Below are 26,736 nucleotides of genomic sequence, written 5' to 3'. Positions count from 1 at the left end.
AAAAAAGCCTAAATATTACATTTAGGCCTTTTCATTACTATCATAAAGTTTGGTTACACTTTATAATTCTAAAGCTTTTTTAGGGTTGTTATCCATTAATTTTTCAATTGGATTTTCAAGGGCTTCTTTTACCGCAACTAAAAATCCTACAGATTCTCTTCCGTCAATAATTCTGTGATCGTAAGATAGGGCAACGTACATAATTGGTCTAATAACAACTTCGCCATTTAAAGCTATGGGTCTTTCAACAATATTGTGCATTCCTAAAATTCCACTTTGCGGTGGATTAATAATAGGTGTAGATAACATAGATCCAAAAACACCACCATTGGTAATGGTAAAAGTTCCACCAGTCATTTCATCAATGGTAATTTGTCCGTCTCTTGCTCTTATAGCTAAACGTTTTACTTCATTTTCAACACCTCTAAATGTTAAGTTTTCAGCATTTCTAATAACAGGTACCATTAATCCTTTTGGACCCGAAACTGCTATTGAAATATCCTGAAAATCATGTGATATTTTATAATCACCATCTAACATAGAGTTTACATCTGGATACATTTTTAAGGCTCTTACAACTGCTAAAGTAAAGAAACTCATGAATCCTAAACCAACATTATGTTTTGCTTTAAAAGCTTCTTTAAATTCATTACGCAAATCAAAAATTGGTTTCATATCTACTTCATTAAAAGTAGTAAGCATAGCAGTTTCATTTTTAACAGCAACTAAACGTTCAGCAACTTTTCTACGAAGCATAGAAAGTTTTGTTTTTTCTGAACTACGAGTTCCACCCGCAGGAGTTCCCATACTTGGTACGGCTTTTACAGCATCATCTTTTGTGATTCTTCCATCTTTTCCTGTACCCACTATTTCAGAGGGTGCAATACCTTTTTCAGCTAACACTTTTTTGGCTGCAGGAGAAGCACTTCCGCTTGCATATGTTTTTTCAATTGGTGTTGTAGCTGGTTTCTCCACTTTTGGAGTTTCGGCAATTGTTTCTTCTTTTTTTGGAGTAGTACCTTCTGGTCTTTTACCATCTAAATCAATTAAACAAACCACCGAACCTACAGCAACAGCATCGCCTTCTTCAGCCTTAATAGTAATAATTCCACTTTCTTCAGCAGGTAATTCTAGGGTAGCTTTATCGGAATCAACTTCAGCTATTGGCTGATCTTTTTCTACATAATCTCCGTCTTTAACTAGCCAAGTTGCAATTTCAACTTCTGTAATAGATTCTCCCGGAGAAGGAACTTTCATTTCTAAAATCATCTTTTTTTATTTTTTAGTCTTTTCTAGACGAATTTTTATTAGTTAGTTTTAAATGTTTTCATTTTATTTTTTTGCTGTAACATTTACTGTTCGCTCTAAAATATTTTCTTATGAGTCAAAATTTGTATGGCTCGTTTCAAATACTTTATCAATAACACGTTGGTGTCTTCTTTTAAATCTGGCTGTTGAACCTGCGGCAGGAACAGCGTAAAATGGTTGTGAAGCCACTTCTAAATGCACCAATCTAAAACGTTGCAACATATAACTCCAAGCGCCCATATTTTCTGGTTCTTCTTGCGCCCAAACATATTTTTTTACATTTGGGTACGATTCAATGATGGCTTTTAATTTTTCTATATGTAATGGAAATAATTGTTCAATTCTAACAAAAGCCACATCATTTCTCTCTAAAGTTGTTCTTTCTGCAATTAAATCGTAATAAAATTTACCGGTACAAAATACTAATTTAGTTACATTATTTTTATCAATTGTATCATCAATTACTTCTTGAAAACTTCCATTTGCAAATTCATCTAATTTTGAAACTGCCAATTGATGGCGTAACAAACTTTTTGGTGTAAATACAATTAAAGGTTTTCTATAATCGCGTTTCATTTGGCGACGTAATAAATGATAAAAGTTTGCAGGAGTTGTACAATCTGCAACTATCATATTATCTATGGCGCATAATTGTAAAAAACGCTCCATACGTGCAGATGAATGTTCTGAACCTTGACCTTCGTAACCGTGTGGTAATAATACTACTAAGCCATTTTGTAGTTTCCATTTATCTTCAGCAGCTGATAAATATTGGTCGAAAATAATTTGTGCGCCGTTACTGAAATCTCCAAATTGAGCTTCCCAAATGGTTAGCGCATTAGGATTTGCCATGGCATAACCATAATCAAAACCTAGTACACCATATTCTGATAAAAGGGAATTATAAATAGTCATATTTCCTTTTTTATCATTTATTGTATTTAATAAATTTATACGTTCTTCAGAAATTTCATCACGTAAAATTGCGTGTCTGTGGCTAAAAGTACCTCTTTCAACATCTTGTCCAGAAATACGAACATCATAACCTTCTTGCAACAGACTTCCGTATGCTAATGTTTCTCCCATTCCCCAATCTATCGCATCGGTTTCAAAAACCATATTGTTTCTGTCCATTAATATTTTTTCAGCTTTTCTTAAAAACTTAACGCCTTCTGGAACTGTAGATACGGTTTTTGCAATTGATTTTAATTTTTCTTCTTCATAGGAAGTATCTTCAGAAATTAGCATATCTTCTAAATCTCTTCGGGTATAACCTTTCCAAGCGTCTTCCATAAATTCTCTTACTTTGGAAGTTTCTGCTTCTTTTGATTTAAGGTATTCTTCTTCTAATAAATTTTTAAAGTCATCAATTGTTTTATTTAAATAAGTAATATCAATTGAACCTTCTTCAATTAATTTTTTAGCATAAATATCTCTTGGATTATCATGTTTTGCAATGGCTTTGTATAATTTAGGTTGCGTAAATCTTGGTTCATCACCTTCATTATGTCCATATTTTCTATAGCCTAATAAATCAATAAAAATATCACGCTTAAATTTCATTCTAAAATCTAATGCTAATTCAATTGCGTGAACAACAGCTTCAACATCGTCTGCATTTACGTGTAAAACTGGAGATAACGTTACTTTAGCAACATCGGTACAGTAGGTGCTTGAACGTGCATCTAAATAATTGGTTGTAAAACCTATTTGGTTATTTACAACTACATGGATTGTTCCACCAGTTGTATAACCGTTTAATTTGCTCATTTGTATAACTTCATATACTAAGCCTTGACCAGCAATTGCTGCATCTCCGTGAACAATTATTGGTAATAATTTAGAATTATCGCCGCCATAATCTTTGTCAATTTTGGCACGTGAAATTCCTTCAACCACAGGGCCCACGGTTTCTAGATGTGATGGGTTAGGAACTAAATTCATTTTTAGTTCTTTATTGTTTCTTAGGGTTTTATAAGTAGTTAATCCTAAATGATATTTTACATCACCATCAATAGTTTCATCTTCAAAATCTTTCCCTTCAAATTCACTAAAAAGTTCATGAATTGGTTTTCTAAAAATGTTTATCAACGTATTTAATCGTCCTCTGTGCGCCATTCCTAGTACAAACTCATCAACATCATAAATTTCAGCAGCATTTCTAATTGCTGCACTAATTGCAGGAATTAAAGTTTCACCTCCTTCTAATGAAAAGCGTTTTTGACCAACATATTTAGTTTGCAAAAAGTTTTCGAAAGTAACAGCTTGTGTTAATTTTTTTAAGATGTATTTTTTTGATTCGGTAGAATAATTAGGATGGTTTGAGTTTTTTGTAAGTTGACTTTGAAACCATTTAATTTCTTCAGGATTACGAATGTACATATATTCAACACCAATAGAATCGCAATAAATGGTTTCTAAATGTTTAATAATGTTTCGTAAAGTGTTTTTGCCCGATCCAACTAATTCTCCTGCATCAAAAACAGTTTCTAAATCTTTTTCAGAGAGTCCGAAATTTTCAATAGCTAAAGTTGGTGTGTATTGTCTTCTGGCGCGAACAGGATTTGTTTTTGTAAACAAATGTCCTCTGGTTCTATAACCATTAATTAAGTCAATAACTTTAAATTCCTTTAAAACATTTTCAGGAACTTTAATATTTATATTGTTAGTTGCTGAATCATCTGCTAAAGAATATTTTTCGTTAGCAAAATCATATCCCTGAAAAAAGCTTCTCCAACTAGGCTCAACTGAGTCAGGATTTATTAAATACTGGTCATAAACATCGGCAATATAGCCAGTATGTACAGCATTTAAAAATGAAAATTTATCCATAGTATTTGTTAGTAGTCTATATGTATTATTTTACGGGGTAAAAATACAATTTTTAGCACAACAACCATTTTAATTGATTTTTTTTTGAAATAATTATATTTTTATCAAAAAACAACACTTCAATCTAAAAAAGTGTATTTTAACTCGGTGTTTTTAAAAGAATTAATATGAAGTTAATAAAAAAATGACAAAATTTTAAAGATGTTTAAATTTAGTTTTCAATTACTTACAAATGATTTTAAAAAAAGATGAATTTTTTTAATGAAAATTGTTGCAGAAAAAAGAAAACCTTGTATATTTGCACTCGCAAAAGAGAATAAATTCCTCCTTAGCTCAGTTGGTTAGAGCATCTGACTGTTAATCAGAGGGTCCTTGGTTCGAGCCCAAGAGGGGGAGCAACTTTTGTTAAAGCCTTTACAGAAATGTAGAGGCTTTTTTGTTTTTAGACTTTTCCAAAACCTTACTGGCATTGAGTATAGAGACAATCTCTGGAGTGAATGGGGTGGCTGCAGCTCTTAAATTTTTGAATTTTTCATATAAGATGCAACCAAGAATCTTTTTTTGTCTTTCCATTAGCCAAAAGAACTATTTCAGTAATAGAAGTAGTCAGAATGATTAAAAAAGATTAGCTCTTAAACTCAAAAAGTTCAACCTACAAATCATTTATCTCATAGGCTTCTTAAATAACTGAATTATTCCAAAATTTTATATTTATATGCATTATATGCGACAGAACCGTGCTTTGCGGATTTTGAAAGAAAATGATTTCCTTGTTAATTTTTACTCGCTGTTATTCAATAATAATTCTTTTATTTATTGTGCCATTTATGGTATTTATTTGAACTATATAAACACCTGTTGCTAATTTTAGAGGTAAAGAAATAATCCTTCTGTTAAGGCCAGTCTTCCAGGTTTTCATGGTTAGTCCTAAATAATTAAATAGGGTTACCCCTGTTATTTCCGTATTCACAATTTTATTAATTTGCAATTCCGAAATCTTATTATTCATATAAATAAAAATACTATTCTCTAAAGCAACTTCCTGCAATGTTTTTAAAGAAGGTTGAAAAACAAGGGAAAATCTCTCCAAATATTCTCCAGCTTCCAAAATTACTTCAAATGGCTGACTGTTTATTTTATAAGTTTCACCCGTTAAATGATCCTTAATAAAAAGCTCAACACCCTCTTCTATATTTTCAAGTGCTTCTATTTTAATGCTTGCCAGGCCAGTTTCACTAATTTTAAATCCTAAAGGCAAAACCTGTTCCAAATCAAAGTTATTTACACCTTGAATTACAAATTTACCATTATCAATAATCCAAAACATATCCTCTTTACCATCTTCATTGAGAGGGCCATCATAACCAATATCAAATTGATTAGAAGCATATTCATCCAGACCAACCAATAACGGACGACGATACCCTAATGGAGAATCAAATATCAATCTAATTTTTGGTCTCATATCGGTAGTTGTTTCTTGGTTTTCCTGGGTTTTCGATTTTTTGGACATAACTGTTTTCATAAATAACGATCCACTGTTTGTTCCAGTAACAACTTCTCTTTGAAATACCCTCTGACCGTTTTTGAAATATAAATTTCCTGTATCGAAAGCATTTACAAAAAACCCTTGTCCAACAGGAATATACCGTTCGGGTACTTTTGAACCTAAATTACCCGTACTTGCAGTTAATGGAACATCTGACTTGGCACTAACACCTCCCATTAAGTTATAAATTGCATACCCCGCCTCGTATTGGGCCAATAAATGATTATTGGATAAACCAAAATGATCCCAAAAATAAAGGGTGCCATCAAACACATTAGCACTTCCGGTACAGCCTGTACAATCCTTTATGTTGTTTCTTATAAATTCGTTGGCATCCAGCGCCGACGGAAAAGGATTTCCTATCAAATAAGTTTGATCTTCGTTTAAATAGGAGGTCATAATATCCCCGGAATTAGGTTTACCAATAAAAACATAATTTTGAAGTGCATCAATAGCTGCTGCTCCACCACTTCCTTTCATGCAAAATCCATCTCCTACATTAATTGCAACGGAACTTCCAACATAATTCCACTGATAATAATTTTGCCAATCAGTATTAGTATTAGGAGTCGTAGAATTGTAAGTCCATATCCATCGGTTACTTATTTTTATTGCTCCTGAATTTGAAGTATCTGCAAAATAGGCGCCATCTCCAAAGGTGATGGAACCAGGACTAAAATTAGATACATCTGTAAAAGTATTTGTCATTAATGTTCCATCTCTTAATACGCCACCAACTGAATAGGTAAAATTATCGGCACTTACTGGTGAAGACCAATTATTGTAGATAAAACTATTTTTATGCCCTTGCTGGTCTATCAAAATATTTCCCGTGCCTCCAATAGGATTTGGATTTATTCCGATTCCTGCCTGAACCAATTGAGCTTCACCAGTCAATCGGATATCACCACTTAATAAAGATAAAATATTTGAAACCGTTAATTCAAATTTATCCTCTACACTAATTCCTAAAGCTCCACCCGAATTGTTTGTAGTTAAATTGTAAAAGGTTTCATTGGTTTTAATTCCTGCATTTATCGTCTGAATTTGATTTAAAGTGGCACCATTAAAGGTTACGGTTCCCGTTCCAGGAATAAAAGCTCCACTGTTTTTCCAATCACGACTTACTTGTAATTCTGAATTACTGGTACTTACCATGGTAACTGAAGCGCTAGGCGATATAATCAAATCTCGGGAACTCGCTATAAAACTATACAAAGACGCTAACGGAGAATCTCTGTTTATTACCGGCATTCTTGAACCTCCGGAAGGTGTAGTTGGAATTTGAGCATCTATGGTACTTGATGGTAAACCACCGTCCCAATTAAGACAATCAAACCAATCGGTACTTACTAATCCGGTCCATAAACCAGCGGTTCCATTTAGAACAGTTACGCAGAAAGTTTCTGAATATTTATCGTTGATATCAATACTGCCTATAGTACCGCCACAAATATTATCAACAAGTGCACGGAAACAAGTAGACGAAGTAAGATTGGAGTATGAATATTGGTATGTAGTGTTGGCTATATCTGTCCAGGTACCAGTACTTGTTGGTGCAGATTGCCATTTTAAAATCGGACCAGTATGTCCTTGCAATGTCAAAGTACCACTAGACCCTAAACAAATTGGGTTTTCACCCGTTATTATTCCTCCTGAAATACTGCCCAAGTTATCTGAATAATATAAAAAAGCAGGTTCTGAAACATTAGTACATCCGGAAGAGGCGTCGGTAACTATTCTTCTTATTCTGTAATCACCTGAGGCATTTGAATTAGGCACTAATATAAAGTCGGTGATGTCCTTTTGAGCTAAATTTGAAGTTGTGATAGGCACATTGCTCGCATTTACAATTGTTGTATAAGCTCCTCCAAAGAATGAAACCTCCCAGCTATAGGTTAGGGTACTACCCGAAGGAGTTGTTCCATTAAGATTTTGCCAACTGTTATTACCGCAGGCAGAATTGAAAATTGGTTCTCCTCCTACAAATGATAGTGAGTTTGGTGCACACTGACCATATATTTTCGTTATGGCAGTCGAAAATATTAATAAACAAAGAATTAGTATATTGATAAATATCTTCATCTTATTAACTATTTTACGGGGATCTACAGGTCTATATTATAGTTCTTAGACTTTTAATTAAAACTTTAGGTAACTTATAATAATTTATTTCTCCTTATAATTTAAAATAACAACAAAACCCATTAAACATATATTAGATGTAACAAATAATATTAAACTTACTTTTCTTTTGATGTTTTTACAATACATTGATTTCCTTAAAGTTACAATAAAAAACCACTTATTTCAATTTTATTACCATTTATTTAATTTTATGAGACCGCTTCTCATTTTTTTATAAGCTAAAAAACCTTAAACATCCCATTCGGCCTCAAACTTCATCTAGACTTGCAGCAAAAAGCCGGATAAATTTCTAAAACCTATACTTCTTGGTTCTATCGCATCTGATGCATATAAATATAAAAGTTTAGAATAATTCATTTATTAAGAAGCCAATGAAATTGTAAATCGTCAGCAAAAAGTGGACTGATTTTAACAATTTCTAGCTAGTGGTTATTATAAGAAATCACAAATTCAATAAACGGAAATTAACGAAATGTTGATCATCTTTTAGAATGATAAGAGTTAACTCATTAATTTTATTATAATTGAGTTTTGAATTATTGAATTCCAGCTGCAGCTTCTGTCAAGAGGGGGAGCAACTTTTGTTAAAGCCTTTACAGAAATGTAGAGGCTTTTTTATTTGCTTTAATGCCTTTACTATTTATGTAATTCATTATTTTAAACTTAAAGTAACTCAATATATTACCACCCTCCTTGTAAACCATCATTAAGGGCTTTCTCATAATTTTCAAGATTAAATTCAAACAAAAAAGGCGATTTGTGAGCTCCTCCTTTTCTGCGTTCATTTAATTTATTTAAAATATTATACGACATTATTTTACGTTGAAAATTTCTTCTATCTAATTCTTTCCCCAAAATAGTTTCATAAAGTACTCGCAATTCAGACATTGTAAATTTATCAGGCAGAAGATTGTATCCTATTGGTTGACTATTTAGTTGTTCTCGAAGTGATTGGAGTGCTTTGTTAATTATTTTAGAATGATCTAATATAAAATCGATTTTTTCATTTAAACTTACCCATTTGCAACTGTCTGAGATAAAATCGGGTGTAGGATTCACTTTCGTATATTCTACAAGTGCGTAAAACCCAACAGTAATAAATCGCTGATCAAAAAAATCAGAATTAATTGTAGTATTAGATTTAGTAATTTTTTCAACTAAGGGATTCTGTTTAGAACGCTCAAAGTCACTAAAAACCTGAAATTGTTTTAAAAAAATAGCATCTAACCCAGTTCTTTCTTTTAAAACTACTTGGGCCGCTTCCTCAAGTGACTCATTAACTCCTATAAACCCTCCAGGTAAAGAATGTAGTTTTAAAGATTCATAGAAAAGAGATAACACTTTTAGCTCACCTTCATGAAATCCAAAAATTACACAATCTAATGAAATGTGGTTCAAAAAATTTTTTCCAGTATTTGTAATTGAAATAGCCAATTTTTTATTAAATAATTTATGAGCGCAAAATAGCAATAAATGATGAATTTCATTTGAAATTTCAAATGAAATTTGTATCATTGTGTCGTATTGACACTTTAAAGTATAATTAATACAAAATAAAAAAAGTAAAAGGAAATATTTCAAATTAAAAACCAAACCTAATTAATAATTAATGAAACATCTAAATCTAAAAACCGCAACCTTCATTTTTGTATGTATATTTAGTTTTTCACTTTTTACAGCTTGTAAAAAAGAAAAAGAAATTAGTGAAGTACAAAAAATGTTAAAATTAATGACGCTAGAGCAAAAAGCACAATTGGTAATTGGCACAGGTATGCTCATAGAGTTACCTGAAGAAATGACAAAATTTATGCCTGATTCTATATTGGCTAAAATGCCTTCAGGATTTAATGGAATTGTAAAATCTAAAGACACTAATTATATAAAAATGGTTGAAAAACTATGGACTTATCTTCCAGGAACAGCTGGAGTAACTGCTGAATTTTCTTCTTTAAATATTACAAGTCAAGTTCTTACAGATGGGCCAGCAGGCTTAAGAATTAAGCCTATTCATAAAAATACTAATCAAACTTTTTATTGTACAGCTTTTCCTATAGCAACTGTTTTAGCTTCAACTTGGGATACTCATTTAGTTTATAGTGTAGGTAAAGCAATGGGAGAAGAAGTAAAAGAATATGGTTCAGATATTTTGCTTGCACCTGCATTAAATATTCAACGAGATCCCTTATGTGGTCGAAATTTTGAATATTATTCAGAAGATCCATTATTAACAGGTAAAATGGCTGCTGCCATGGTTAACGGTGTACAATCAAATGAAGTTGGAACTTCAATTAAACATTTTGCAGCTAATAATTCAGAAACCAATCGCCTATCTGTAAACACTATTGTTAGTGAACGTGCATTAAGAGAAATTTATTTAAAAGGATTTGAAATAGCAGTTAAAGAAGCGCAACCTTGGACTGTTATGTCTTCTTATAATAAAATTAACGGAACTTATGCTTCTGAAAGTGAAGATCTACTGACAAAAATTTTAAGAGACGACTGGGGTTTTGAAGGTTATGTAATGACTGATTGGGGCGGAGGTAGTGACCTTGTGGCACAAATGAATGCAGGAAACGATATGATTCAACCTGGAACACCTCAGCAAGTTGAACAACTTATTGAGCTTGTTAAATCAGGAAAATTAGACGAAAATATATTAGATAGAAATCTAGAACGAATCTTGAATATAATGCTAAAAACGCCAAGATTCAACAATCATTCTATTTCAAATAAACCAAATTTAGAAGCTCATGCTTCTATTACACGCAAGGCTGCAACTGATGGAATGGTTTTATTAAAAAATGATAATAAAGCACTTCCTATTTTAAAAGAAGTTAAAAATATTGCAACATTTGGAGTAACATCTTTAGATATTATTGCAGGAGGAACTGGTAGTGGAGATGTGAATGAAGCCTATACAATTTCATTATTTGACGGATTAATAAATGGCGGACTTACTCCAGACAGTGAATTGGCTGAAATATATACAAAACATATAGAAAACGAAAAAGCTAAAAATTTAAAATCAGGAAATTTTTTAACCGATTTTATGGGAGGTACAGTTCCTGTAGCTGAAATGTCAGTTTCAAAAGAAATAGCAGCAAAAATGGCTAATAAAAATGATATAGCACTAATTACTATTGGACGAAATTCAGGTGAAGGAGGTGACCGTAAAGCTGAATCTGGTGACTTTTATCTAAATGAAAATGAAAAAGAAATGATTCAAAATGTTTCTGAAGCGTTTCATAAAAATGGAAAAAAAGTAATTGTTATTTTAAACATTGGTGGCGTAATAGAAACAGCAAGTTGGAATAGTCTTCCAGATGCAATTCTTTGTGCTTGGCAACCTGGTCAAGAAGCAGGAAATTCCATTGTTGATATTCTTAAAGGAGATGTAAATCCTTCGGGAAAATTGGCAGTAAGCTTCCCAATGTCGTATGATGACACACCAACAGCGAAAAATTTTCCTGGACAAGAAGTTAAATTAGTAGGCGAAGAAGATGATAAGCCAGACCAATCAGGATTTTCATTTATGAAACGTGTTCCTTGGGAAATTGTTTATGAAGAAGGTATATATGTTGGCTATCGCTATTACAATACTTTTGGTGTTCCTGTAGCTTATGAGTTTGGGTATGGATTATCATATAGTACTTTTGAATTTAGCAATCTTCATTTAAATTCTAACAAATTTGAAGACAACCTACAAATTTATGTTGATGTTAAAAACACTGGTCATATTGCCGGTAGAGAAGTGGTTCAAATTTATATTAGCGCTCCTCAAGGACAACTTGGAAAACCAGAAGAAGAACTTGTTGCGTTTGCGAAAACCAAATCACTTCAACCTGGTGAAAGCGAAAGAATAACTTTTAAAATAGCAGCAATGGATTTTGCTTCTTTTAATGAAAAAAACTCTGGTTGGGTTGTAGAATCTGGCGAATATATTTTAAAAGTAGGTGCATCATCTAAAGATATTAGAGATAAAAATACATTTACAGTATCAGAAGATTTAAATTTAGAAACAGTAAGTAAAGCATTAATTCCACAACAAAAAATTAATGAATTAAAAAAATAACGTATCAATTTTAAATATTAATTATAAATTTAAATCATGAAAAAACAAACCTTATTATTAATTTTCGCTATCATTTTCATGCACATTAGTACATATAGTCAACAGGCATTGTGGGGTGGGCAACAAATTATTTCGCCTGAAATAAATGATGATAATTCAGTAACATTTAGATTATTTGCGCCAGAAGTAACTGCTGTTCAAATAACTGGAGATTTTTTACCAACTGAAAAAATACAAACACCTTATGGTGAAATGGATGCACCTGGTAAAGCTGAACTAGCAAAAGATGAAAAAGGTATTTGGTCTTTTACAACTAATGCTTTAACTCCTGAATTATATGGTTATTCATTTATTGTTGAAGGATTAACTATTTCTGATCCTAATAATCCTTTTTTAATTAGAGATGTTGGAACTGTTACTAATGTTTTTATTATTAGTGGTGAACAAGCAGATTTATATAAAGTGAATGATATTCCTCATGGTACTGTAGCCAAAAGATGGTATGCTTCTTCAGGACTAGATATGAAACGTAGATTAACCGTTTATACACCACCGGGATATGAACAATCAACCGAAAAATATCCTGTTCTTTATTTACTTCACGGAGCTGGTGGTGATGAAGAAGCTTGGATGGATTTGGGGCGTACTTCACAAATCATGGACAACTTAATAAATCAAGGAAAGGCAAAACCTATGCTAGTTGTTATGCCTAATGGAAATGTAATTCAGGATGCTGCTCCAGGTGAAGGTCGTGATGGATTTTACAAACCTCAATTTATGGTTTCAAAACAAATGGATGGAACCTATGAAGAGAATTTCATGGACATTGTTAATTTTACAGAAAATAACTATAAAGTTATAGCCGATAAAGAACATCGTGCCATTGCGGGCCTTTCAATGGGAGGTTATCATTCAATGCATATTTCAAGATATTATCCAAATACCTTTGATTATGTTGGATTGTTTTCTGCAGCTTTTGTACCCAGAGATGGTGTTACTTCAAAAGTTTATGAAAATATTGATGAAACTTTAAAATCTCAAAAAGAAAATGGATACAAACTTTATTGGATTTCAATTGGTACGTCAGACTTTCTTTACGATGCAAATCAAGAGTTTAAACAAAAACTAGATGATTTAGATATGAACTATCAATACTCAGAATCTGAAGGTGGACATATTTGGAGAAATTGGAGAGTTTACCTTTCAGATTTTGTTCCTTTACTTTTTAAATAAAAATGACTAATTAGGGTGCTTGGTACTAAAAAATCTATTTTACAAAAGTATCAAGTATTCTTTTAAACTTCATAATTAGATTTATGACGTTAAAAAAAGTGGACTGATTTTAACAATTTAGTTTAAAGAGTTCGGTTTACCTCTATTAATCGTAAAAATACGGAAGCTTGGTTACAACTTTTGTTAAAGCCTTTACAGAAATGTAGAGGCTTTTTTGTTATTAAAAATATACTAAAGGTCTCAAGAAAATCGATTTGAAATCCTTTTATATTAAGATTTTTCAAATTTAAAGATGTTGAAAACATACTTTAATTAGATAGGATAATTTAGTCTACTTTTTACAGATGATTTCAGAGAATTTATTTTTTAAAAGGCCGAAATAGTATTAAAAAATGAATTCTAAATAATTGAAAAATAGGGTATTTTAAAAAAAAAATAATTTAAATTTGGTTAAATGATAACTTTCTCTTCGAAAAAGTATCTATTTATAGAGTGTCAAAGTAAAACAAATGAAAAAATTTAAATTTGAATATCGCATTACCTTAGCCTATTTATTTTTAGGAGGTGTTTGGATAATATTTTCAGACAAACTTCTATATTTGATTATAGATAATGCAAATCTTTTAACCGAAATTCAAACATACAAAGGATGGTTTTTTGTATTTGTTACCGCACTCATATTTTACATTTTCCTTAAAAAACATCTAAATTTATTACGATATACAGAACAAGAATTAATCTTATCCAAAGAAAAAGCAGAAAAAAGCGAAAAATCATATAAAGATGTTGTGGAAACTTCCAGCGACCTAATAACAGTTGTTGATGGTCAAGGGAAGATTTTATTTGTAAATCATGCTTCAAATAAATTCTATGGTTTGTCTCCAAACGAGTGCATAGGTATGAGAACTTTTGATTTTGTGCATCCAGAAGATAAAGATTATACACAATCCAAATTTGAAGAATTAATAAATTCAAAAAATAACAATTTTTATTTTGAAAATAGACAAATAAATAAAAGTGGAGAAATATCCGATACGGAATGGAATTTACATATTGAGCGAAAAGGAACAGAAATAATTAAAATAACTTCAATTGGCCGAGATATAACAAGACAAAATAGCACTCAACAAGAATTAATAAAAGCCAAAGAAAAAGCAGAACAAGCCGATCGTTTAAAATCTGCATTTTTGGCTAATATGAGTCACGAAATTCGTACGCCAATGAATGGAATCCTTGGGTTTTCAGAACTTTTAAAAACACCAAACCTTTCCGGCGAACAGCAACAAAATTACATTAGGGTTATTGAGAAAAGTGGAAAAAGAATGCTAAACATCATCAATGATATTGTTGATATTTCAAAGATAGAAGCTGGCTTAATGAAATTAGACCTTAAGGAATCTAATATAAATGAACAAGTAGAATACATTTATACTTTTTTTAAACCAGAGGTTGAAGCAAAAGGAATGCAACTTTTCTTGAAAAAGACCTTACCATCAAAAGAAGTTATCATTAAAACCGACCGCGAAAAATTGTTTGCAATATTAACCAACCTTGTTAAAAATGCCATTAAATATTCTAATAAAGGTGTTATAGAATTTGGTTATGAAAAAAAAGAAGGTTACATAGAGTTTTTTGTAAAAGATATGGGTATTGGAATACCAAAAGAAAGGCAGCAAGCTGTTTTTGAACGTTTTATTCAGGCTGACATAGAAGATACAATGGCAAGGCAAGGAGCAGGTCTTGGTTTGTCAATTACCAAAGCATATGTAGAAATGCTTGGAGGCAAAATATGGGTTGAAAGCGAAGAAGGTATTGGTTCAACATTTTATTTCACATTACCTTACAATGTAGAACTGAAAGTAAAAATGAACACCAAAGAAATTGATGTTACTTCCAATTCAGAAAATCATATTAAAAATTTAAAAATACTCATTGCCGAAGATGATGAAACATCAGAAATGTTGCTCTCTTTAAACGTAAGTGAGTTTAGTAATGAAATTATAACGGCAATAACTGGCAAAGAAGCCATAGAAGCTTGTCAGAACAATCCTAATATTGATTTAGTTTTAATGGATATTCAAATGCCTGAAGTGAACGGATTTGAAGCAGCACGTCAAATACGGAAGTTTAATAAAGATGTAATTATTATTGCACAAACGGCATATGGTTTAGCCGGAGATAGGGAAAAATCGTTGGATGCAGGATGTAATGATTATATATCAAAACCTATTAACAAATCTAAATTAGAGTCACTCATACAAAAATATTTTCAAAAGCCACAAACTGTGAATTAATAATTAAACGATTGATAATAAATATATTATCATAGTAAATGCTCAGTAAAAAGTGAATTAGCTACATCATTTAATATAGGTTTAAAACATATTTATTACCTCTTTAAACCGTAAATTTACGAAATGTTGGCTACAATCTCGAGTAATAGAGCGAGCAATTTTTGCTAAAGCCTTTAAAACAATTTAAAAGTTTTTTTATGCAAAAAATTTGTGCAATATTTTCAAAAAGTAATAAAATTAGCTATCTAATAATTTAAAATCAAGAATTATTTTAAGTCCTTTTGAATTATAGATAGTAAGTCGTCTTTTTTGTGGGTTTTGCAATAGCATCATTACAAATTACCGAAATTATTTTTTCTTTATCGCCAGAAAGCGCAAATATAGTTTGAGCCACAATAACTATCTTTTTTAAAGGTAAGGCTTTAGTAAATATTTTTAGTCTTCATTTAGAAATATATGTGTGAATTATATAAGTTTTATATAAAGTTTTGTAACATGTTTGTGTTTTAAACCTCTCAAATTTGTAACACATTAGTTTTTTATTAATTTAAAACATACATAAGATGAAATTTAAAAAAAATTATTTTGTAGCAATTACAGTAATGGTTGTAATGTTAGCAGTCAATGGATGTGCTAATGATGATGAAGGCGATACAGCAAGAATTCAATTAAAATTAGTTGATGCGCCTGGAGATTATTTAGAAGTGAATGTTAATATTGTAGATATTCAGTACAACAATAGTGATAGTGAAGAAGCTGGTTGGGTAAGTTTTGGAACTCCAGAAGATTACCCTATTAATGTTAATTTAACTACACTTATTGCAGGTAATAGCCTTTTATTAACAGATCAATTAATTCCTTCTGGAAAGTTAAAACAAATAAGATTGGTTTTAGGAGATGGCAATACACTTAAAATAGACGGGGAAGCGGATTTGAAACCTCTAAATACACCAAGTGCTATGCAATCGGGTTTAAAATTAAATTTGAACACCACATTAGATGCTGGCTTTACGTATACATTTATACTGGACTGGGATGTGCAAAAATCAATTGTAATGACAGGTGCTGGAACGTATAATTTAAAACCTGTAATTAGGGTTAATGCTGAAGTGAATTCAGGATCAATTGCAGGAAATGTATCAGGAGAATTTTTAGAAAACACTATTGTTCAGGTATATACTGCCGATGATGTGTATGTGACAGAAACAGGTGTTAATTTAACAGGTGACTTTTTAATTCAGGGACTTGCAGCTGGAGATTATAAATTAAAAATTGTTGACCAAGTAGCTTATGAAGATTATGAATCTCCGCTAATTACCGTTACTTTAGGAACAGTAATTACTATTACTCCAATAGTGATGGTACCAGCTATTTAAAAAACACATTGAAATAGCATATTTATAAAAACCCAACCTGTACAAGTTGGGTTTTTATTTGAACCTTTTTTATGCACAACGTTTGTGCAAAATTTTTGTTGAAATTCATGTTTTTATATTGGAATGGAGGTTAAATATTTTAAGGTCAGTCTTTTAATAAACTCATTTTAGGTCATATTTTTTATAAATACAACTATTTAATTTAAATTTTAAGAATTCAGATACCCTACGTTTATTAAAATATCTCTTTTAATACTATTGTTTTATAGGTTATTTAACTAATTAATTGTGTAAATTTAATAAGAAGTTTTGCTAAATAGCAAAGCAGTTAAAATAAAACGTCTAGATGTTTATGATATAACATCTAGATATTTTTACAAAAACATCTAGATGTTTTGTAACATTTTTGCTATTAAAATAAGAAAACTAATAAATGAAATAAACCAAACATTAAACATCAATTTGTTATTTATAATAATTTAAATTCAGGAATGATTATAAATGCTCTTGAATTATAGGAAGTAACTCGTCATTTTTATGGTTTTGGAATGTAATTATTACAACCTACCGAAATTGATTTTTCTCTATCACCAGAAAGTGTAAATGCAGTTTGGACGATAATAAATATTTTCTTTTTTAATAAGCAATCTTTTAATGTTTCTTAATTATTATATATTTTATGGCAATATCTGAAAGATAAGTTTATTTTTGCGATAGTTTTTATTTAATTTGAAACAAAATTTAAGTTAATTTTCACATTTAAATGCGTATAATAGTTATTCTAATTGTATTTTTATTTTCAAATGTTGTTTCTAGTCAAGAAATAGGGTTTATAAATAATGGCAAACATACCCTTAAGCTTTTAAAATTAAACGATAAATATGCCTTAACATATTCCGATATTAATTCTACTGAAAGTAAGGTAGTTGAAAACACCTTTCATTTTGCATTTAAAGAAAGTATTTATTCTATTTTAATGGATGGTTTTAAAAATAAGAAAAGTCATCAAATAATTTTAAAAACTGGGAATGATACTATAATTAAATTTCAATATAATATTATTGACGGTGAACGTTTGGTTAAAATAATGCAAAACAATTTATTATTAAACACCTTTGGATCAAGCTCATTTTTTAAGAAAGATGAAATTGAAAAGCTTTTTGGAAATAGTTTTAAAGGCTAATATATTATTGCTAATTTTATTGAGCATTTAAGGCTCTATAGTTCAAGGGATAGAATAGAAGTTTCCTAAACTTTTGATCCAGGTTCGAGTCCTGGTGGAGCTACTTTTTTAAGTAGTTAAAATACTTGTAATATTTCTAAATTTTAGTAATTACTTTTATATTAAGATCAATATAAATTAATTAAATATTTTACATATCTTTATAAATGTAAAAATTACAATTATAAATTTTATTAAATGAAATATCTATTAAAAATTATACAACTTATACTGCTTATTTGTTGTTTTTCATGCGGAGATTCAAGTATCGCTCAAAATGATGATACTATTGACCAAAACCCAGATAAAGAAATTAGTTTTTATTATGGCGCTGATTTATCTTATGTAAATGAAATGTTAGATTGCGGAGCTACCTACAAAAATAGTGAAGGAATTGTAAAAAATCCTTATGCAATTTTTAGTGAAGCTGGTGCAAATTTAATTCGTGTTCGTTTATGGAATAATCCAACTTGGACAAGCTATTCTAATTATGAAGATGTTAAACTAACAATTTCAAAAGCAAAAGCTGAAGGAATGAAAGTATTGTTAGATTTTCATTATTCTGATACTTGGGCAGATCCTGGAAAGCAGGAAATTCCAGCTGCTTGGCTTTCAAACATTGATAATACAGAAGCTTTATCAACACAACTATACAATTATACTTACCAAACTTTAAATAAGTTAGCTGTTGCAAATTTATTGCCAGACATTGTACAAGTTGGAAATGAAATAAATCCAATGATTTTACAACATGGCGATTTAAAATGGCCTATTGATTGGGTTAGAAATTCTACGTTACTAAATAATGGAATAAAAGCAGTTCGGGATATATCAAAAGAGCATAATAAAAATATTGAAGTAATGTTGCATATTGCCCAACCTGAAAATGGTTTGTGGTGGTTTAAAGATGCAACCGAAAATGGTATTACAGATTTTGATTGGATTGGCTTATCATATTATCCAATTTGGTCGGAGTATAAACTAAATAATTTATCTACGCCATTAAAAACGTTGGTTGATACTTATAAAAAAAGATTGATGATTGTAGAAACTGCGTATCCATTTACATTAGAAAATGCGGATAGTGCAAATAATATTTTAGATAGCAATGCATTGGTAACAGGATATCCTGCAACCGAAATAGGTCAATTAAATTATTTAAATAAACTAAAAGAAATTGTAAAAAATGCTGGGGGCGAAGGTATTATTTACTGGGAACCTGCTTGGGTTGCTACCAATTGCAGTACGCAATGGGCGCAAGGTTCTCATTGGGATAATGCAACGTTATTTGATCATACTAAAAAAGCCACATTAGGAATGAGCTTTTACAATGGTTCTTTTAATGAATAAATTAAATAGCAGTTCGTGAAATTATTAATTTCACGAACTGCTATTTAGTAATTAAAACTTAAAAGTTGCGCCTACTAAAAAGTTTCTAGTTGCTTGCGGATAATATCCTTGAACTTCAAAAGAATTTCCTGGTTCCGACCAATAATCTAAATAAGTGTAACCTCTATCAACATATTCTTTATTAAAGATGTTATTTACAAGAGCAGATAATGTAATGGATTTAAAAATTGATTTTGGTTCAATTTCATAAGCTAAATTTAAATCTGTTGTAAAATAGCTATCTAATTTTGACGCTTCAGTATCGGTATTGCTTAAATATTGTTCTCCAACAATTTTAGATAATATGTTTACAGATACATTTTTAGTAGGTTGGTAGTTAATTGAATTTCCAGCAATTAAGTTTGGCGAAAACGAAATATTGGTAGTTCCAATATTTTTACTTGTACCATCTCTTTCTAAAATGAAGTTTTTAATTTTATTTGAACTTAAAGTTATATTTGGACTAATAGAAAGCATATTTGAAAGTTTGATATTAGCATCAATTTCAAGTCCTAAACGATAACTATCTTCAACATTTTCTCTTAAATACTCACCCACATCATTTAATCCACCTGTTTGTATTAATTGGTTTTTGTAGAACATATAATACATATTTGTGTTTAAACTTATGGTATTGTTGCTTAAACGCCAGCCTAATTCAAAATCGTATAAAGTTTCGTTTTTAACATCATCGCCATTTTTAAAATCATCTCTATTAGGTTCTCTGTTTGCTCTTGCAAAAGAAGTGTAAATACTGTTTAAATTGTTGATTTTAAATGTTAATCCTAATTTTGGATTGAAAAAACTATACGATTTATCAATTTCAAGCGTATTTCTATCGGAAGTTAATCCGTCTGTTTTATAGTTTACAAATCGTTCTTGTAAATCTACCAACGCACTTAAGTTTTCATTTAATTTAAAAGAAGCTTTTGAGTAAATGCTAAATTCATTTTTTGTAGCATCACTAAAATAGTAACGATCTCTAATTGAAGCATTTTCTGCAAATTGTTTTGCCCAAATTACTTCACCAAAATGATCGCCTTTATAATTACTTGCGGATATTCCAGAAATTACTTCATACTCTTTATTTTTGTAATTAGCATTAAAGTTTAAAACATAAAAATGGTTATCTAACCATCTTCTTACTATTAAATCGGTTGCTGGAGTTCCATACCAGTCGGTGCTAGTAGCTTCAACAATATTATTGTATTTTGAAACAGCGCTTTCTTCTTTATACTGCTCAAAATATCCTTTTCCTTTTGTGTAGTTTAAACCAAGATTTGTAGACCATTTTTCATTTAATTTCTCATTCCAATGCAATTGATAATGGTCTTGCCAATAATTATCAGTTTCATTATCATACGTATATGGATTTTGCTTTCTATCTTCTTTAAGTTCTTCTGCGCTTAACCCATACCAAGCCTGATAAGTTTTTTCTTCATTTCCAAAAGTTATCACCTTAATTAAGGTGTTATCATCAATATATGATCCTTGTAAAAAGTAGGATTTTAAATCAGAAAAAGCTCTATCTATATAGCCATCTGAATCAATTTTAGAAAAACGACCTGCAATTTCAATATGGTCATTTATTTTTCCAGTACTAAATTTTATGGTATGTTTTTGGGTGTTATATGACCCAAAAGCAGTACTTAATTGTCCGTAAGGATTTTCCGAAATAGCATCTGTTAATAAATTTAAACTTGCTCCAAAAGCTCCTGATCCATTTGTGGAGGTTCCAACACCGCGTTGTAATTGTAAACTTTGAGTAGAAGAGGTGAAATCACCTAAATTAACCCAAAAAGTACCTTGACTTTCAGTGTCGTTATAAGGAATTCCGTTTAAAGTAACATTAATTCTTGAAGCGTCAGAGCCTCTAACTCTTATGTAGGTATAACCAACACCAGCTCCCGCATCAGATGAACTTGTAACTGATGGTAAGTAATTAAGCAAAACAGGAATGTCTTGTCCTAAGTTACGTTTTTCAAGATCTTTTTTGGTGACATTGCTGTGTGTAACCGGTGAAGAACCTTTTACACGAACGGCAGAAACTAAAACTTCCTCTAGATTAATAAAGCTATCAGCCATATCAATAGTGATAAAAGTGTTTTTGTTTAAGTTTACAATAACTTCTTTTGGCTGGCTAATGGCGTTTACAACTATAGTGTACGTTCCTTTTTTTAAGGAAATAGTAAAGTTTCCTTCAAAATCTGAAGCAACTCCATTTGTAGTTCCTTTAATTAAAATACTGGCTCCGGGTAAAGGAGTTGTTCCATCTGTAACTTTGCCAGATAGTTTAAATAATTCTTGTGCATTTGTTTGAACACTAAATGCCATCAATACTAAAGCTACTAATAGCTTCACTTTTTGAAAATAATAATTAAATTTTTGTTTCATTTTTTTATAAAATAAAACGATTTAAAAAGAGGTAATTAATCGATGATTTGAATAATTAACTGGTTTGCCATTAAACACGTTGTGTTTAGTTTTCCCTTAACAGCATTACCTGTTCAGGTTCATTGGGTTTGATCTCAGCCGTTATTGGCACCCCTTTTGAGACACTGCAAACTTAGTTATAATAATTGTATTTTAGAATAGTTTTAGAAAAATATTTATACAATTAAAATTTAGGTTTTTGTCTTAACACCTTTTTTAAAGCAATGTTTTTCTTTTTTTCAATCCGTTTTTCTACACTAGATTTGGTTGGTTTTGTAGCTTTTCGTTTTTTAGGAACTTTTAAACCATTTTTAATAAGTTCTAAAAAACGTTTAATAACTATTTCTTTATTTTTATGCTGACTTCTACTTTCATCACATTGTAATAATAGCACATTTTCCTTTGTTAATTTTGATTGTAGATTTTTAGTAAGAAGTATTTTTTCATCATCAGTTAATTCAGAAGAATTTTGAAGATCAAAAATTAATTCAATTTTTGAAGAAACTTTGTTTACATGTTGCCCACCAGCTCCGCTACTTCTAACGGCTTTAAAATTTAGTTCGTGTATAATTCTTTCCAGATTCAATATTTTAAATGTTTTTTATTAAATAAATTTAGCTTTTAACAATTTATCAATTTGTTTAGTCGCAATTTTTAAACGTGTGTCTAAATTACCTTTTAATAAAATATATGGTTTATTATATTTTATTAATTCAGCTTCAAAAGTTTTAAACATTTCTAAACGATGATGAGGGTTTTCACGTATATCATCAGCTTCCCAAGTTGTATCTATATAGGTTAGTAAATACAAATCATATTTATTGGATAGTGCGGCTTTTTTTAATTCAGGATCAACGGTTTTGTCGTAATAATTTTCAAAATACACTACAGTTTCTAGTAAATCAGTATCACAAATTTGGAGTTTTTCGGCTTTTTTAGCTAAGGAATTTTCTAGTTTAATTTGACCATAAGCTATTGGAAGTTGATCACTTCCAGCACATAATTCACGTTTATTATTCCATTTATCTTGTAAATACTCACGTGCATATTCTTGAACCCAAACTGTATTATAGTGTCGAGCAAGCATTTTTGAAATGGTAGTTTTTCCTGTACTTTCAGGTCCAAATAACACAACTTTTATTAAGTTGCTGGGTTGTTGTTTAAGTGTTTTTTCCACGCTAAATATCCAAATATTGCTATAAATGTAAATCCAAAATATTGAAGACTTGTAAATGTAAATCCTTTATAAAAATACAAAGGAATTGATATAATATCTCCAATAATCCAATAAATCCAGTTTTCTATTTTTCTTTTTGCCATTAACCACATTCCTACAAAGAAAATAGCTGTTGTAATGGAATCTACATAAGCTACCCAACTCGTCCATTTATCAAAATAATTATATACAACGTATACAAAAAATAGTGTGCCAATAAAAATTAGAAAGCTTAGTAAATGTTCTTTTAAACTTGTTTTAGAAATTGGGGTAACGTGCGTTGCATCTACTTTTCGTGTCCAAATATACCAACCATAAACGCTCATAATAAAATAGTATCCATTAATCATCATGTCGCCAAGCAACCCCCATTTTAACAATAAATATACAAAAATAGAAGTACTAATCATTCCTGTTGGGAAAACCCAAATGTTATTTTGTTTTGAGTACCAAACTGATAAGAAACCAAAAATAACAGCTATAATTTCTAACACAATGTCTAAAGAATCGTATGTGGAATATTGTCCAAATAAAAAGTTGAAAATTTCTATCATTTAAAAATTATTTTGTTCAAATGCAGTTCCAATAACTACCAAATCTGCACCATATTTAAAGGCATTATTTAGTTGTTCTTTGGTTTTAATTCCACCACCAACAATTAATGGAATAGTAATATTTTTTTTAACTTCTGAAATTAAATCTAAGTTAACAGGTATTTTTGCACCACTTCCGGCCTCTAAATAAATTAATTGTTTGCCTTTGTACATTCCAGCAATTGCGGTGGAAACAGCTAAATCTATATTATTTTGAGCAATTGGAGTTGTTTTACTCACTTTTAGTACTGATGAATTTGTACCACCATCAATTAAAATATACCCTGTTGGAATAATTTCTAAGGTGGAATTTTTTAAAAACGGAACGGATTTAATTTGTTGTTCAATTAAATATTCTGGATTTCTACCAGAAAGTAACGATAAAAACAACAATGCATCCGCTTTATTGGTTACTTGACTATAATCTCCAGGAAAAAGTACGATAGGAATTTGTGTGTTTTCTTTTAATTTTTTAACAAAAACGGATGTTACTCCTTTTTCAACAAAACTTCCGCCAACAAAAATAAAATTAGCTTTTAAGGTTTCAATTTTTTTTGAAATTACAGGAATTTCTTCAAAAGTAGTTTTGTCAGGATCTAGTAAAATGGCTAATAATTTTTCACCTTTTTTTGATGCTTTTTGTATGTAGGCTAAAATAGAATCAGTCATTTTTTAAAGTATCTAAAGCATAAACTAAGGTAAAACCATTAAATATTTCAAAATAAATAGCATAAAATTTATCAATATCATACGCTTTTATATGCCCTTTGGTTTTTCCGTCTTTTATTTTAAAAGATTCAATATCTATATCATTTTTAAAAGTTAATCCGCCGTGCGGATAAATTTTATACAAACTTTCTTTTCCACCCCAAATTACGGTTAATTGTTCAATATAATCGTCATCTTTACTAATAAACCAACGTTCAAAATTGACAAATTTATGTTGAATGATTTTTATTTTTTCTCTGTTCTTTTCAATATCAATTCCAACTTCAACAGTACTAATAATTATTGCAGAGAAATTAAAAGAATGCGTTATAGAAATGTGTTTTCCATCTTTTAAATGAGGTTTTCCATTTTCATTATAATACAAATCAGCATCCGTATATCCGGCTTCTTTTAGCAAATGACGCACACTTAAAAAACCACGTTGATGTAATTCAGATTTCATGGATTGAATTCTGCCCAAACTTCTATCGGTTAATTTAATAGCTGAATTTAATTCATCAAAAGACTCTTCAATTTTCCATACAAAAATTGAGGTAAAAGCATTCGGTTTAATTGTTTTATATAAAGGCATTTAGTTTGTCAAATGGATTTTGTACTTTTGCAAAATCTAAAAAAATTATAAACTTTTAATTGTTTTAAATAAACAAGCAAATTTAATAAATATGAGTACAGAAACATCAACTTACGTAAAATATAAAGTAAAAGACATCAATCTTGCAGATTGGGGGCGTAAAGAAATTCAATTAGCGGAAGCAGAAATGCCAGGTTTAATGAGTTTGAGAGAAGAGTTTAAAGGACAAAAACCTTTAGCAGGAGCAAGAATTGCGGGTTGTTTACACATGACTATTCAAACTGCTGTTTTAATTGAAACATTGGTAGATTTAGGTGCTGAGGTTACGTGGAGTTCTTGTAATATTTTCTCTACACAAGACCAAGCTGCTGCGGCAATTGCTGCTGCAGGAGTTTCTGTGTACGCTTGGAAAGGAATGAATGAGCAAGAATTTGACTGGTGTATTGAGCAAACCTTATTTTTTGGTGAAGATAAAAAACCATTAAATTTAATTTTAGATGACGGGGGAGATTTAACCAATATGGTTTTGGATAGATACCCAGAGTTAGCTGCAGGAATTAATGGTTTAAGTGAGGAAACCACAACTGGTGTTCACCGTTTATACGACAGAATGAAAGCAGGAACATTGCCAATGCCTGCAATTAATGTAAATGATTCAGTAACAAAATCTAAATTTGATAACAAATACGGTTGTAGAGAAAGTGCAGTTGATGCTATTAGACGCGCAACGGATGTAATGTTAGCAGGTAAAAGAGTTGTTGTTTGTGGTTATGGTGATGTTGGTAAAGGTACAGCAGCTTCTTTTAGAGGTGCGGGTTCAATAGTAACCGTTACTGAAATTGATCCAATTTGTGCATTACAAGCGGCAATGGATGGTTTTGAAGTAAAACGTTTAGATACCGTTGTAGGTAATGCTGATATTGTGATTACAACTACAGGAAATAAAGATATTGTACAGTCGCATCATTTTGAAGCAATGAAAGACAAAACAATTGTTTGTAACATTGGTCATTTTGATAATGAAATTGATATGGCTTGGTTAAACAAAACGTTCGGAAATACAAAAGTTGAAATTAAACCACAAGTAGATAAATACACTGTTGGTGACAATGAAATTATTGTATTGGCTGAAGGTAGATTGGTAAATTTAGGTTGTGCAACTGGGCATCCAAGTTTTGTAATGAGTAATTCTTTTACAAACCAAACACTAGCACAATTAGAACTTTGGAATAATAGAGATGCTTATGAAAATAAAGTATATATGTTACCAAAGCATTTAGATGAAAAAGTAGCACGTTTACATTTAGCTAAAATTGGTGTTGAATTAGAAACTTTACGTGAAGACCAAGCAAAGTATATTGGTGTTGAGGTTGAAGGTCCTTTTAAACCAGACTATTATAGATATTAATCTGAAATAATTATATAAAAAAAGCTTTGTTAATATTTATTAGCAAAGCTTTTTTAGTTATTTTTGAAAATAATTAATTTTTATTGGGGATGTAGCTCATCTGGCTAGAGCGCTTGACTGGCAGTCAAGAGGTAGTGGGTTCGACTCCCATCTTCTCCACTAGTAAAACAAGGGCTTTCAAGAGATTGAAAGCTTTTTTTATTTTTCATTTGCAGAATATTTGCAGAACATTTTAAAATTATGGAGATTAAACAAGTTGGATAATCTTCTTTCTTTTTTGATGAGTAAGAATCATATAATCAAACGGTTATAAATTTATATTATTAATATTTTTTTTGTATAAAATATAAGACAGGTTTTTAC

General features: G+C 30.4%; 17 protein-coding genes and 3 tRNA genes. 10 read left to right on the top strand and 10 right to left on the bottom strand.

Annotated elements, in window-relative coordinates; genetic code table 11:
* Positions 1-60 precede the first annotated feature (60 nt).
* Both odhB and BM335_RS10755 read right to left on the bottom strand, forming a co-directional pair.
* Positions 61-1,269, bottom strand: coding sequence for a 2-oxoglutarate dehydrogenase complex dihydrolipoyllysine-residue succinyltransferase (odhB, locus tag BM335_RS10760; protein ID WP_090227011.1), 1,209 nt, complete (start codon positions 1,267-1,269; stop codon positions 61-63).
* A 108-nt stretch (positions 1,270-1,377) separates the two neighbouring features.
* Complete coding sequence (locus BM335_RS10755; protein WP_090227008.1) at positions 1,378-4,140, bottom strand: 2-oxoglutarate dehydrogenase E1 component; 2,763 nt, start codon at positions 4,138-4,140, stop codon at positions 1,378-1,380.
* A gap of 322 nt (positions 4,141-4,462) precedes the next feature.
* Between BM335_RS10755 and BM335_RS10750 the strand changes: the two genes are divergently transcribed.
* Positions 4,463-4,536 (top strand) — tRNA-Asn (locus tag BM335_RS10750).
* Between the two features lie 394 nt (positions 4,537-4,930).
* Here BM335_RS10750 and BM335_RS10745 read toward each other — a convergent pair.
* Both BM335_RS10745 and BM335_RS10740 read right to left on the bottom strand, forming a co-directional pair.
* Entirely contained in the window at positions 4,931-7,774 is a 2,844-nt protein-coding gene (locus BM335_RS10745) for a T9SS type A sorting domain-containing protein (RefSeq protein WP_090227005.1), read from the bottom strand.
* Between the two features lie 744 nt (positions 7,775-8,518).
* Complete coding sequence (locus BM335_RS10740) at positions 8,519-9,352, bottom strand: NUDIX hydrolase (protein ID WP_245780659.1); 834 nt, start codon at positions 9,350-9,352, stop codon at positions 8,519-8,521.
* Positions 9,353-9,446: 94 nt separating this feature from the next.
* Between BM335_RS10740 and BM335_RS10735 the strand changes: the two genes are divergently transcribed.
* The 7 genes from BM335_RS10735 (at position 9,447) to BM335_RS10705 (ending at position 19,384) form a co-directional block, all read left to right on the top strand.
* Entirely contained in the window at positions 9,447-11,909 is a 2,463-nt protein-coding gene (locus BM335_RS10735; RefSeq protein WP_218157816.1) for a beta-glucosidase, read from the top strand.
* Between the two features lie 36 nt (positions 11,910-11,945).
* Positions 11,946-13,142 carry an esterase gene (locus tag BM335_RS10730; protein WP_090227002.1) on the top strand — a complete coding sequence of 399 codons (1,197 nt, stop codon included), beginning with the start codon at positions 11,946-11,948 and terminating at the stop codon, positions 13,140-13,142.
* Between the two features lie 509 nt (positions 13,143-13,651).
* Positions 13,652-15,436: a PAS domain-containing hybrid sensor histidine kinase/response regulator gene (locus BM335_RS10725; RefSeq protein ID WP_090227000.1), complete on the top strand. Its 1,785-nt coding sequence runs from the start codon at positions 13,652-13,654 to the stop codon at positions 15,434-15,436.
* 563 nt (positions 15,437-15,999) lie between these two features.
* On the top strand, positions 16,000-16,812 hold the full coding sequence (locus BM335_RS10720; protein WP_090226995.1) for a DUF4382 domain-containing protein: 813 nt from the start codon (positions 16,000-16,002) through the stop codon (positions 16,810-16,812).
* Between the two features lie 763 nt (positions 16,813-17,575).
* On the top strand, positions 17,576-17,995 hold the full coding sequence (locus BM335_RS10715) for a hypothetical protein (protein WP_090226989.1): 420 nt from the start codon (positions 17,576-17,578) through the stop codon (positions 17,993-17,995).
* 31 nt (positions 17,996-18,026) lie between these two features.
* Positions 18,027-18,098 (top strand) — tRNA-Arg (locus tag BM335_RS10710).
* Between the two features lie 134 nt (positions 18,099-18,232).
* Entirely contained in the window at positions 18,233-19,384 is a 1,152-nt protein-coding gene (locus tag BM335_RS10705; RefSeq protein WP_090226985.1) for a glycoside hydrolase family 53 protein, read from the top strand.
* A gap of 51 nt (positions 19,385-19,435) precedes the next feature.
* Here the strand turns inward: BM335_RS10705 and BM335_RS10700 are convergent, their stop codons facing one another.
* The 6 genes from BM335_RS10700 to BM335_RS10675 all read right to left on the bottom strand — a co-directional run bounded on the left by BM335_RS10700 (position 19,436) and on the right by BM335_RS10675 (position 24,965).
* The gene (locus BM335_RS10700) at positions 19,436-21,817 is read right to left on the bottom strand and encodes a TonB-dependent receptor (protein WP_394332777.1); all 2,382 of its coding nucleotides are present in this window, start codon (positions 21,815-21,817) and stop codon (positions 19,436-19,438) included.
* A gap of 223 nt (positions 21,818-22,040) precedes the next feature.
* Positions 22,041-22,442, bottom strand: coding sequence for an alternative ribosome rescue aminoacyl-tRNA hydrolase ArfB (arfB, locus tag BM335_RS10695; protein WP_090226981.1), 402 nt, complete (start codon positions 22,440-22,442; stop codon positions 22,041-22,043).
* An 18-nt stretch (positions 22,443-22,460) separates the two neighbouring features.
* Positions 22,461-23,033, bottom strand: coding sequence for an AAA family ATPase (locus tag BM335_RS10690; protein ID WP_090226977.1), 573 nt, complete (start codon positions 23,031-23,033; stop codon positions 22,461-22,463).
* Positions 22,997-23,626: a nicotinamide riboside transporter PnuC gene (pnuC, locus tag BM335_RS10685; protein WP_090226973.1), complete on the bottom strand. Its 630-nt coding sequence runs from the start codon at positions 23,624-23,626 to the stop codon at positions 22,997-22,999. Before pnuC ends, BM335_RS10690 begins: the two co-directional genes overlap by 37 nt.
* Positions 23,627-24,334, bottom strand: coding sequence for a phosphoglycerol geranylgeranyltransferase (locus BM335_RS10680; protein WP_090226970.1), 708 nt, complete (start codon positions 24,332-24,334; stop codon positions 23,627-23,629).
* Positions 24,327-24,965: a 4'-phosphopantetheinyl transferase family protein gene (locus BM335_RS10675; RefSeq protein WP_090226967.1), complete on the bottom strand. Its 639-nt coding sequence runs from the start codon at positions 24,963-24,965 to the stop codon at positions 24,327-24,329. The genes BM335_RS10680 and BM335_RS10675 overlap by 8 nt, the downstream gene beginning before the upstream one ends.
* Before the next feature lie 91 nt (positions 24,966-25,056).
* Between BM335_RS10675 and ahcY the strand changes: the two genes are divergently transcribed.
* Both ahcY and BM335_RS10665 read left to right on the top strand, forming a co-directional pair.
* Positions 25,057-26,373: an adenosylhomocysteinase gene (gene ahcY / locus BM335_RS10670; protein WP_090226962.1), complete on the top strand. Its 1,317-nt coding sequence runs from the start codon at positions 25,057-25,059 to the stop codon at positions 26,371-26,373.
* Between the two features lie 85 nt (positions 26,374-26,458).
* Positions 26,459-26,532, top strand: a tRNA-Ala gene (locus BM335_RS10665).
* The last annotated feature ends 204 nt before the right edge of the window (positions 26,533-26,736 follow it).

Source organism: Lutibacter maritimus (assembly GCF_900116115.1).
Classification (GTDB): domain Bacteria; phylum Bacteroidota; class Bacteroidia; order Flavobacteriales; family Flavobacteriaceae; genus Lutibacter; species Lutibacter maritimus.
The sequence above is the reverse complement of the archived record's forward strand: the minus strand, read 5'-3'. Positions and strand labels throughout refer to the sequence as shown.

Bases quoted from the DNA above. Each gene is read 5' to 3' on its own strand.
- odhB (WP_090227011.1), bottom strand. From the start codon at position 1,269: ATGATTTTAGAAATGAAAGTTCCTTCTCCGGGAGAATCTATTACAGAA.
- BM335_RS10755 (WP_090227008.1), bottom strand. From the start codon at position 4,140: ATGGATAAATTTTCATTTTTAAATGCTGTACATACTGGCTATATTGCC.
- BM335_RS10745 (WP_090227005.1), bottom strand. From the start codon at position 7,774: ATGAAGATATTTATCAATATACTAATTCTTTGTTTATTAATATTTTCG.
- BM335_RS10740 (WP_245780659.1), bottom strand. From the start codon at position 9,352: ATGATACAAATTTCATTTGAAATTTCAAATGAAATTCATCATTTATTG.
- BM335_RS10735 (WP_218157816.1), top strand. From the start codon at position 9,447: ATGAAACATCTAAATCTAAAAACCGCAACCTTCATTTTTGTATGTATA.
- BM335_RS10730 (WP_090227002.1), top strand. From the start codon at position 11,946: ATGAAAAAACAAACCTTATTATTAATTTTCGCTATCATTTTCATGCAC.
- BM335_RS10725 (WP_090227000.1), top strand. From the start codon at position 13,652: ATGAAAAAATTTAAATTTGAATATCGCATTACCTTAGCCTATTTATTT.
- BM335_RS10720 (WP_090226995.1), top strand. From the start codon at position 16,000: ATGAAATTTAAAAAAAATTATTTTGTAGCAATTACAGTAATGGTTGTA.
- BM335_RS10715 (WP_090226989.1), top strand. From the start codon at position 17,576: ATGCGTATAATAGTTATTCTAATTGTATTTTTATTTTCAAATGTTGTT.
- BM335_RS10705 (WP_090226985.1), top strand. From the start codon at position 18,233: ATGAAATATCTATTAAAAATTATACAACTTATACTGCTTATTTGTTGT.
- BM335_RS10700 (WP_394332777.1), bottom strand. From the start codon at position 21,817: ATGAAACAAAAATTTAATTATTATTTTCAAAAAGTGAAGCTATTAGTA.
- pnuC (WP_090226973.1), bottom strand. From the start codon at position 23,626: ATGATAGAAATTTTCAACTTTTTATTTGGACAATATTCCACATACGAT.
- BM335_RS10680 (WP_090226970.1), bottom strand. From the start codon at position 24,334: ATGACTGATTCTATTTTAGCCTACATACAAAAAGCATCAAAAAAAGGT.
- BM335_RS10675 (WP_090226967.1), bottom strand. From the start codon at position 24,965: ATGCCTTTATATAAAACAATTAAACCGAATGCTTTTACCTCAATTTTT.
- ahcY (WP_090226962.1), top strand. From the start codon at position 25,057: ATGAGTACAGAAACATCAACTTACGTAAAATATAAAGTAAAAGACATC.